At 61.3% G+C, this 9,473-nt stretch carries 8 protein-coding genes and 1 pseudogene; 3 read left to right on the top strand and 6 right to left on the bottom strand.

All coding sequences use genetic code 11. From position 1 onward, the window contains the following. Nucleotides 1-280 precede the first annotated feature (280 nt). Nucleotides 281-1,108: an MBL fold metallo-hydrolase gene (locus ACK4OE_RS23945; protein ID WP_409888802.1), complete on the top strand. Its 828-nt coding sequence runs from the start codon at nucleotides 281-283 to the stop codon at nucleotides 1,106-1,108. Nucleotides 1,109-1,195: 87 nt separating this feature from the next. On the opposite strand, the gene ACK4OE_RS23940 is transcribed toward ACK4OE_RS23945, so the two are convergent. From ACK4OE_RS23940 to ACK4OE_RS23920, 5 genes are all read right to left on the bottom strand, one after another. Next, nucleotides 1,196-1,855, bottom strand: coding sequence for a sulfite oxidase heme-binding subunit YedZ (locus ACK4OE_RS23940; RefSeq protein ID WP_409888800.1), 660 nt, complete (start codon nucleotides 1,853-1,855; stop codon nucleotides 1,196-1,198). Nucleotides 1,856-1,917: 62 nt separating this feature from the next. Beyond that, complete coding sequence (msrP, locus tag ACK4OE_RS23935; protein WP_409888798.1) at nucleotides 1,918-2,919, bottom strand: protein-methionine-sulfoxide reductase catalytic subunit MsrP; 1,002 nt, start codon at nucleotides 2,917-2,919, stop codon at nucleotides 1,918-1,920. 145 nt (nucleotides 2,920-3,064) lie between these two features. Beyond that, nucleotides 3,065-4,408, bottom strand: a complete 1,344-nt coding sequence (ccsB, locus tag ACK4OE_RS23930) for a c-type cytochrome biogenesis protein CcsB (protein WP_409888796.1) — start codon at nucleotides 4,406-4,408, stop codon at nucleotides 3,065-3,067. Continuing rightward, on the bottom strand, nucleotides 4,405-6,558 hold the full coding sequence (locus ACK4OE_RS23925; protein WP_409888794.1) for a cytochrome c biogenesis protein ResB: 2,154 nt from the start codon (nucleotides 6,556-6,558) through the stop codon (nucleotides 4,405-4,407). Before ACK4OE_RS23925 ends, ccsB begins: the two co-directional genes overlap by 4 nt. A gap of 141 nt (nucleotides 6,559-6,699) precedes the next feature. Then, nucleotides 6,700-7,341, bottom strand: coding sequence for a c-type cytochrome (locus tag ACK4OE_RS23920; RefSeq protein WP_409888792.1), 642 nt, complete (start codon nucleotides 7,339-7,341; stop codon nucleotides 6,700-6,702). Nucleotides 7,342-7,413: 72 nt separating this feature from the next. On the opposite strand from ACK4OE_RS23920, the gene yihA reads away from it, so the two are divergent. Continuing rightward, nucleotides 7,414-8,163, top strand: a complete 750-nt coding sequence (yihA, locus tag ACK4OE_RS23915; protein WP_409888790.1) for a ribosome biogenesis GTP-binding protein YihA/YsxC — start codon at nucleotides 7,414-7,416, stop codon at nucleotides 8,161-8,163. 50 nt (nucleotides 8,164-8,213) lie between these two features. Beyond that, complete coding sequence (locus ACK4OE_RS23910; protein ID WP_409888788.1) at nucleotides 8,214-9,122, top strand: alpha/beta fold hydrolase; 909 nt, start codon at nucleotides 8,214-8,216, stop codon at nucleotides 9,120-9,122. 49 nt (nucleotides 9,123-9,171) lie between these two features. On the opposite strand, the pseudogene ACK4OE_RS23905 reads toward ACK4OE_RS23910, so the two are convergent. After that, nucleotides 9,172-9,473 (bottom strand): annotated as a pseudogene (locus ACK4OE_RS23905) (lipid A biosynthesis acyltransferase); the annotation flags it as partial.

Raw genomic sequence — 9,473 nt, 5'->3', positions numbered from 1 at the left:
AAGCGCCGCAACGCCGCAGACCGCCCGGCAAGATACTTGCCCGAAGGGTTGGAGTGAAATCGGGCGATTGGACGCCCCGGCTGCTTGCATGGGCACAAGCCCACGCTGCGCACCCGAAGCATCCACTCATCCCGATTGCACTCCAACGCGATCCCCGAAAAGACCTTGAACAGGTTCTAAGACCACCGCGCGTGGTCATTCGCCCTTCACTTGATCTCCATCAAGCACCCGACACCATGGCACTCGTACAGTCTGCGCTTTATTGCACCGCAGGACAGCCATGGCCATTGAACTTTACCGCGACAAGAACCACGCTTGCCTGATGTTCACCGACCTCATTGAGGAGGACGGCCAGGCGGTGCAAGCCAACCAGTTTTTGATTGTGGACGACGACACGGGCGCCATCATCGACCCGGGCGGCAACCTCGCATTCAATGAGTTGTTCATGGGAATGACCAAACATTTCCCGCCACACAAGCTGTCCTACCTGATCGCATCCCATGCCGATCCGGACATCATTGCGTCCCTGGACCGGTGGATGACCAGCACGAAGGCCAACCTTGTCATTTCTCGGGTGTGGGAGCGTTTTGCTCCGCACTTCACCAAAGTAGGCAAGACGGAAAACCGCGTCATCGGCGTGCCCGACAGCGGCGGCCACCTGCCGCTGGGGCGCCATGAACTGGTGCTGCTTCCCGCGCATTTCATGCACTCCGAGGGCAACTTTCACTTCTACGACCCGGTGAGCCGCATCCTGTTCACCGGTGACCTGGGGGTGTCAATGATGTCAGGCGCTGAGGCGCGTGTGCCGATCACCGACCTCAAGGCGCACATACCGCGAATGGAAGGGTTTCACCGACGTTACATGGTGTCCAACAAGATCTTGCGCCTGTGGACGCGCATGGCCCGTCAGTTGGATATCTCCATGCTGGTGCCACAACACGGTGCGCCCATCATGGGCAAGGAAGCCATCAACGACTTCTTCGACTGGATCGAAAATCTGATGTGCGGCATCGATTTGTTCGACGACCGGGCCTACCAGATCCCGACGGATTTTATCGACCCCGTCACACGCAAGATGCGCCCAGCCCCACCAACAATGGGTCGTTAACTCAAAAAATCAGAATATGAGTGAAAATGGTCTCTGGCGCTTATTCATAAGGCGCTATTAGCTATAAATTTTATAGCGCAATTTTAGCTAGCTATTGCGGGCTGATGTGCGGGGCGCAGCTGCGGACAGGGCGCGTTCCCCTGCCACACTCCGCTTGCGCAGCCAGTTCCAGACACGCCACCCCATCAGCCCCCCCAGAATAGCCGCGTACACCGCCACCTCGCCAAAGTCATTCTTGCCCGCGCGCATCCAGAAGAAGTGAAGAATGGCCAGCGCCGCAACGGCATACACCGTGCGGTGCAGCGCCTGCCAGCGCTTGGCACCCATGGCCTTGATGGCGCGGTTGAACGAGGTGGCCGCCAGCAGCGTCAGTATCAAGAGCGCCAGAGAGCCCACGAGGATGAAGGGACGCTTGATGATGTCCTGCACGATGTCGGCCACATCAAACCCCATGTCAAACCAGCTGTAGCTGAGCAGATGCAGCGCCGCGTAGAAAAACACGAACAATCCAAACATGCGTCGAAACCGGGCCAGTTGTGGAGTTGCCGTGAGCAACCGCAGCGGCGTTACTGCCAAAACCACGCACAGTGCGCGCAAGGTCCAGTCCCCAGTGGCACGTATCAACGCCTCAGCAGGATTGGCCCCCAACTGGTTCGCCAACGCGGCGTAAACCAGCCAGGCCAACGGCAAAAGGCACAACACAAACACCACAGGCTTGGCCGCGGGATGGAGCAGAAGTTTTCGCATGGGCTCACGCGCGTCCCCAAAGACTCACCACGGGGCGAGTGCAGGACACATCAGACAAAGGGTCAGTAGAACTTCTTGAGGTCCATGCCCGCGTATAGCTGCCCCACCTGGGCCTCGTAGCCATTGAACATCAGCGTTTTGCGCTTTTTGGCAAACAGCCCATCTTCGCCAATGCGGCGTTCGGTGGCCTGGCTCCAGCGGGGGTGATCCACCTCGGGGTTCACGTTGGAATAAAAACCGTACTCCTGCTTGGCGGCCTTGTTCCACGCGGTGCCCGGCTCTTTCTCAACGAAGCGGATCTTGACGATGCTCTTGGCGCTCTTGAAGCCGTACTTCCATGGCACCACCAGGCGCACGGGCGCGCCGTTCTGGTTGGGCAGCACTTCGCCGTACATGCCAAAGGCCAGCAGCGTCAGAGGGTGCATGGCCTCGTCCATGCGCAGGCCTTCCACATACGGCCAGTCGAGCACGCGCGAGCCCACAAATGGCATGGTGGCCTTGTCGGCCAGCGTCACAAACTCCACGTACTTGGCGTTGCCCTGCGGTTCGACGCGTTTGATGAGTTCTGCCAGCGAGTAGCCCACCCACGGGATCACCATGGACCAGCCCTCCACACAGCGCAGCCGGTAGATGCGCTCTTCCTGCGCGCTGAGCTTGATCAGGTCTTCGATACCGTACTTGCCCGGCTTCTTGACCAGGCCTTCCACTTCCACCGTCCAGGGGTTGGTCTTAAGGGTGTGCGCATTGCGTGCAGGGTCGGCCTTGTCGGTGCCGAACTCGTAGAAGTTGTTGTAGGTGCTCGCGTCCTTGTAGTCGGTCAGCTTCTCCATCGACATGGCGCCAGCGACTGTGGATTTGGCACCTGCCAGCGCCGCCAGCTTGCCAGGGCGCGCTACTTGGGCTTGCTGGGCCATGGCCTCACGCCCTGCCCATGCCGCCATGGCAGCACCAGCAGCGCCACCTGCCATCAACCGCAGCATCTGGCGGCGGTCCTCGTACACCGAGCGCGGGGTGATTTCCGAAGGGATGAGGTGATTGAAACCTGTGTTGCGGTGGGGTGTCATGGGCGGGCCTCCGGTCATTCTCGGGTTGAAACAGCTGTGCAATAGAGCAGAGCAACTGTTAATTCGTTCCGTGGACTGTTCAGGTTACACCGAAGACGCAATAGTTGCTGCCCACCCGCCTATGCCCCGGACCCCCACCACGGCATCACAACGTGCCGTAGCTGTGCAAGCCGCTCAGGAACATGTTGACACCCAGAAAGGCGAACGTTGTCACGGCCAAGCCCACCAGCGCCCACCAGGCCGACACTGTGCCCCGCAAGCCCTTCATGAGACGCATGTGCAGCCACGCGGCGTAGTTGAGCCAGACGATCAGCGCCCAGGTTTCCTTCGGGTCCCAGCTCCAGTAGCCACCCCAGGCCTCGGCCGCCCACAACGCGCCCAGCACAGTCGCAATGGTGAAGAACGCGAACCCCACGGCGATGGACTTGTACATCACATCGTCCAGAATTTCGAACGACGGCAGTCGCTCTGCAATGCGCTTGCGGCCCAGCAGAATGCCTGCGACGATGAATGCGGAGATGCCGAAGTACACCATCCAATAGCTGCCTCCGCTTTCAGTCGCGCCCTGGCGGAACACGATGGGCTCGAAACACAGCACCACGCCCAGTATCCATAGCGGCGCCAACTTGTACCAACGGGTTTCGGTGGCCTGCTGCTTGATGAGGTAGGCAAACGCCACCATGGCAGCCAGTGCGAACGTCCCATAGCCGATGAAATTAGCAGGCACGTGCAGCTTCATCCACCAGCTTTTGAGCGCGGGCACCAAGGGTTGAATCTCATGCGCCTCGCGCACCACGGTGTACCAGAGCAAAAAGCCCACGGCCGCGCTCACCACCAGCATCACGAAACCGCCGAGCGCGCGCGTGTCGTACTGCTCTTCGTAGTACAGATAGAACGCCGCCGTCATCCAGCAGAACATCACGAACACTTCGTACAGGTTGCTGACCGGGATGTGGCCGATATCCGGGCCGATGAGGTAGCTTTCGTACCAGCGCACCAGCGTGCCGATCAGCGCCATGGCCACCGCTACCCAGGCGATGCGCGAGCCCAGCAGGCTCATGGTTTTGCCCTCGCCGCGCGAGAACATCCCGATCCAGTAAAACGCAGTGCTCATGAAGAACAACATGCTCATCCACAAAATGGCAGACTGGCTGGACAGGAAGTACTTGAGACCAAACACCGTGTCGGCCCGTGCCAGGCTGCCTGTGCCGTCTTGTTGGTACAGACCGATGGCCATCAGGGAAACCGCCGCAACGATGAGCAACAAAACGCGCAGGGGTCGCCAGAACCAGCACAGCCAGATGGTGCACGGGATGGTGCCCACCAGGATGCCTTTTTCATAGCCATCCATGAAGCTTCCATACCGCTGCAGCGCATACAGACCACCCACCAGCACGATGGCGGCAAACAGCCAGTCGAACCAGTTGCGGCGGGCGAAAAAACCTTCGTTCAGGGTGATGGTGGTAGTGGTTGTCGTGGCGGTGTTCATGCTTTGCCTTCGCGGGGCACTGCCCCGATCAGTTTCTGTGCGAGCTCTACAAACTCCTGGTCGCCATCCATGGTCTTGCGGTTGGTCGACAAGGCCATGATGGCTTGGGTGCGGCCGTCCTGTGGCGCCAGCCAGACCCATATGCGCCGCTCGCGCACGTAGAGCATGGCGAAAATCCCAAGGATGAGCAAGGCGCAGCCCAGATAAACAATATTCTTTCCAGGGGCTCGCGCCACCTGGAACACGCTGGCCTGTACCTGGGTGAAGTCTTTCAGTTCAAACGCCAGCGGCGCGGGGTAAATCTGCGCATCGCTGAGCGACAGCACCGCCTGGGTCATGAATCCCTGCGTCTGGTCATCTTGCGGCAAGGCAGGCAGTCCGGCGCGCTGGCGCGAGAGCTGGGCCACTTCGAACAAAGTGCCGTTCAGGATGCGCACCAGCACCTCACCTGCGCGTGCGCGCTCGGCTTCGGGCACATTGGCTTCCATGAAGTCCGACACAGCCTGGAGGCCGCCGGTCGGCTTGCCATCGACCATGCCCTGGCCTGCAAACAGCCCCAGTGCGCGCGATGCAGATTGCTGGAGCTGGTCTGCCAGGTCAGGGCGCGACGCATCAATGGCCTGGGACACGTATCGGCGCACCGCCAGCTCGCGTGCCTCAGGGTCAGCCAGCAAGGTTTTCATGCGCAAAAAGCCGTCCATGCTGCCCTTGTCGTCGGCAGGTACACGCAGATAGCGAAACGGCTCCGAGGGCGTCTCGCGCACACCCAGAAGGAACACAGGCACGCCGTCACCGGTGTCCACAGGCAGCATGTAGTTGTGGAACTCGCGCGCCTGGCCCGCAGCGTCGCGCAGCTTGTAGCTCACGCTGGGACCCACGTTGCGCAGTTCCTTCTTGGTGACGGTTTTATTGGCTGCACCAAGGCGCGACTCGACGGATTCCCGCAGGTCCACCTTGCGCACATCAACGCCGGACCCACTGCCGCCCGCATCCGCAAAGTTCTCTACGTTGATGGTGCGCAGCGCGGTGAACTCCAGGGTCAGCGTGTCGCTGCCAGGGCCGCCGCCGTTGTTGGTCAGCTGGGTGGAGTTTCCCACCACGCCTTCCACATCGATGGGCTTGGCGCCCGCCACCATCGGGACGCCACGCAGCTTCAGGAGCGAACCGCCATCGTCAAAACTCGACTGATAAATCTCAATGCCCTTGTAACTGGCCGGGTGGTTCACCTCCACGCGGGCCTCTGTCTTCTCGCCAGTGGCCTTGTCGTGAATGACGATCTCGCTGGCGAACAGCTTGGGCATGCCGGTGGAGTAATGCTCCACGATGAACTTCTTGAGCTCGATGGCAAAGGGCAGGTCTTGCAGCAGCACCCCGTCGGACTGGTTCAGAATGGCGGTGCTGGATTGCGTGCCTTCGGCCACCAGCAGGTTGCCGCGGAAGGTGGGGTTGCGCTCCGATAGGCGGTGCTCGGGCTTCACATCGGCAATCAGTCCGCCGCCGGTGTAGACCGATTTGCCGCCCAGAAGCATCTGCGCGCGCACGATGAGGTCACCATCCAGCAAACCGCCTATGCACACCAGCACGATAGCGCTGTGCGCGGCGATGTAGCCCAGCTTGTTGGCGGCGCCCGCCTTGGCGGCCACCATCCACCCGGCTCCCGGGCCTGCGGCGGTGTCGCGTTGCTGCAGGCGCACCTTCCAGCCGCCACCGGCCAGCATCGTGCCAATACGGCGCGCTTCCGCTTCGGCGCTTTGGGGCAGCTCGGCTTCGGCCTTGTGGTGAAAGGCTTTCAGGCTCTGCTCACGAATGTTCTCCTTGTAGACCTTGAGGTCGATCAGGATCTTGGGGGTGTTGCGGGCAATGCACAGCGAGGTGCTGAGCACCAGAAACGCCAGGATGAGCAAAAACCACCAGGCGCTGTACACCGCGTTGAGCTGAATCGCCGCAAACAGCTCAGCCCAGAAGGGACCAAACTGATTGACGTAGTTGGCCGCAGGCTCGTGCTGCTTGAGCACTGTGCCGATGACCGATGCGATACAGATCACCGTCAGCAGCGAGATGGCGAACCGCATGGAAGACAGCAGTTCGATCGCGGCACGCCACGCCTGGGAACCAGACTTGACGAGAAGGCCTTGGGTGTTGTCGGACATGGAGGAAGAAAGAGAGGAGCAGCGGGGCGCGAAAAAAAAGGGCGGGACCATCTGATCGATGGACCCGCCCGTTTTGGGTTTGTTATTGGCGGTAGGTTCCGTGCGGCCTGATCAACCAAGCCACCGTTTGACAGTGATCAATCAGCGCAGGCCAGCAATGTAGTCCGACACAGCCTTGATTTCCTTGTCGTTCAGCTTGGCCGCCACCTGGGTCATCTGCGTGCTGTTGGCACGCGATCCGTCGCGGAACATGTTCAGCTGCGCCACCGTGTAGTCGGCGTGCTGGCCCGACAGGCGGGGGTATTGCGCCGGGATACCGGCGCCGTTGGGGCTGTGGCAGCCAGCACAGGCAGCGATCTGGCGGTCAGCAATGCCACCTCGGTAAATGCGCTCACCCAGCGAGACCAGTTCTTTTTCTTTGGCAAACCCTGGCTTGGCTGCCTTGGAAGCCACCCAGTACGAAATGTTCTTCATGTCGTCATCGCTGAGGGCCGAAGCGAAGCCCTTCATGATGGCGTTGTTGCGCTTGCCGGACTTGAACTCGTGCAGTTGCTTGACCAGATACTCTGGGTGCTGCTGCGACAGTTTGGGGTTGGCTGCGATGGCCGAGTTGCCATCTGCGCCGTGGCAGGCCGCACACACTGCGGTGTACAGGGCCTCGCCTTTGACGAGATCCGGTTTGGCCGCCTTGGGAGGCGCAGCAGGCGTTTCCCCCGCTGCATAGGCCGAAAAAACAGGTGCTGCCAGTGCGGCAGCCGTCAGCAAAGAGGCGAGCAACTTCATATCGAGGGTCTGTGTTTATGTGCGCAAAACCTCGCGATTCTACAATGAGGCTTCCTCGTACCCTAATTCCCCATGACGACATCCTCTACTGCGCCAGTTGCTGGCTCCGTTCCGCCAGCCCCTGACGCCAAGATCGCCATGGGCTGGATGCATACCGCCAGGTTCCTGACCACGGCCGCGCAGCTGCACCACCTGCCGCCCATCCACGTGCCCGAGATCGCCTTTGTGGGCCGCTCCAATGCGGGCAAGTCCACCTGCATCAACACGCTCACGCAGCAAAAGCAGCTGGCGTTCGCGTCCAAACGGCCCGGTCGCACGCAGCACATCAACCTTTTTTCGCTGGGCAAGCACGGCGTGACCGATGCGGTACTGGCCGATTTGCCCGGCTACGGCTACGCCAAGGTGTCGCGCTCCGACAAGGTGCGCTGGCAGCAGGTGATGGTCAATTACCTGGTCAGCCGCCCCGGGCTCACCGGCATCGTGTTGCTGTGCGACCCCCGGCTCGGGTTGACCGAGCTGGACGAGGCCCTGCTTGAAGTGCTGCGCCCACGGGTCGAAGAAGGCCTGAAATTCCTCATCGTGCTGACCAAGGCCGACAAGCTCACACGCTCTGAGCAAGCCAAGATCCTGTCGATTACGCGACTGAACGCGGCTGGCGGAGAGGTGATGATGTTCTCGGCCCTCAAAAAGCAAGGCGTGGACGAGGTGGCACAGCTGCTGTGGCAATGGGCGCACCCGGTGCAAGCCTCCGGCGACGCAGCACCTGCCCCCGCCGTTGAGCCCCCAGAACTCGGTGATTCTGAGGATATTCAGTCAAATTAGGCCCTAGCGCTTATCCATCAAGCGCTATTAGCTATTAAATGCATAGCGCAATGATCCAGACCGTCTCCATTCCCCTGCCCCACGGAACCAGCCTGCACTGCCGCGTAAGCGGCGTGGCGGGCCGCCCAGTGCTGCTGTTTTTGCACGGCTTCCCCGAGGGCGCCTTCATCTGGGATGAGCTGCTGCTGCACTTTTCCCGCCCCGAAAACGGTGGCTACCACTGCGTGGCGCCCTACCTGCGCGGGTTTGGCCCGTCCAGCAGCCCCGCCGAAGTGGATGCCTACCGTGCCAAGCATCTGGTGCAGGACCTGGTGGCGCTGATTGCCCACGAATGTCCTGGCGGCGCGCTGGAATGCCTGGTGGCGCACGACTGGGGCGGCGCCATAGCCTGGAACCTTGCCAACCAGCAGCCGCAGCTGATGAAGCGACTGGCCATCATCAACTCCCCTCACCCTGGCGCCTTTGTGCGGGAGCTGGCACACAACGCTGCGCAGCAGGCGGGCAGCCAGTACATGCATTTTTTGTGCAGACCCGACGCCGAGGCCCTGCTGGCAGAAGACGACTTTCGCCGCCTTTTCGCTTTTTTCAACGCTCCAGACGGCAGCGCCCCCGCATGGCTGACCGACGCGGTGCGCGCCCAGTACCGCGCGCTTTGGCAACAAGGCCTGACCGGCGCCTGCAACTACTACCGCGCCAGCCCTCTGCGCCCACCCCGCGATGGTGATCCGGGGGCCCAGGCCATCAGCCTGCCCGACTCCATGCTGGCGGTGGCAGTGCCGACGCTGGTGCTGTGGGGCATGGACGACCCGGCCTTGCTGCCAGGCCTGCTTGACGGCCTGCCGGGCTGGGTGCCGCTGCTGCAGTTGCGGCAGGTGGAGAAGGCCTCGCACTGGATCGTGCACGAGCACCCCGAACGCGTGGCCCTGGAGCTTCAGCGCTTTTTGCAATCAAAACAATAGCTACTAACGCTTACTGGATAAGCGCAAGAGGCCTATTTGACTCATATTCTCAAGAGTACACGGATGGCTCACCATCTGGCCGTGTCTTGAAGCGTTTATGCACCCAGTAGTACTGCTCGGGCATGGTGTCGATGACGGCCTGCAGTTCGTGGTTCATGCGCAGCGTGTCGGCCTCGGCGTCGTCGGTGGGGTAGTTCGCCCAGGCGGGCGAGACCTCGGCCACGTAGCCCGTGGGCGTCATGCGCGAATACACGCCCACCACCTTGGCGCGCCCCAGCCGCGCAAACCGCGACAGCGACGGAATGGTGGCCGCCGTCACGCCGTAGAACGGCACAAACACCGAATCATTGC

This window comes from Acidovorax sp., from assembly GCF_046314175.1.
Taxonomy (GTDB): domain Bacteria; phylum Pseudomonadota; class Gammaproteobacteria; order Burkholderiales; family Burkholderiaceae_C; genus Acidovorax.
The sequence above is the reverse complement of the archived record's forward strand: the minus strand, read 5'-3'. Positions and strand labels throughout refer to the sequence as shown.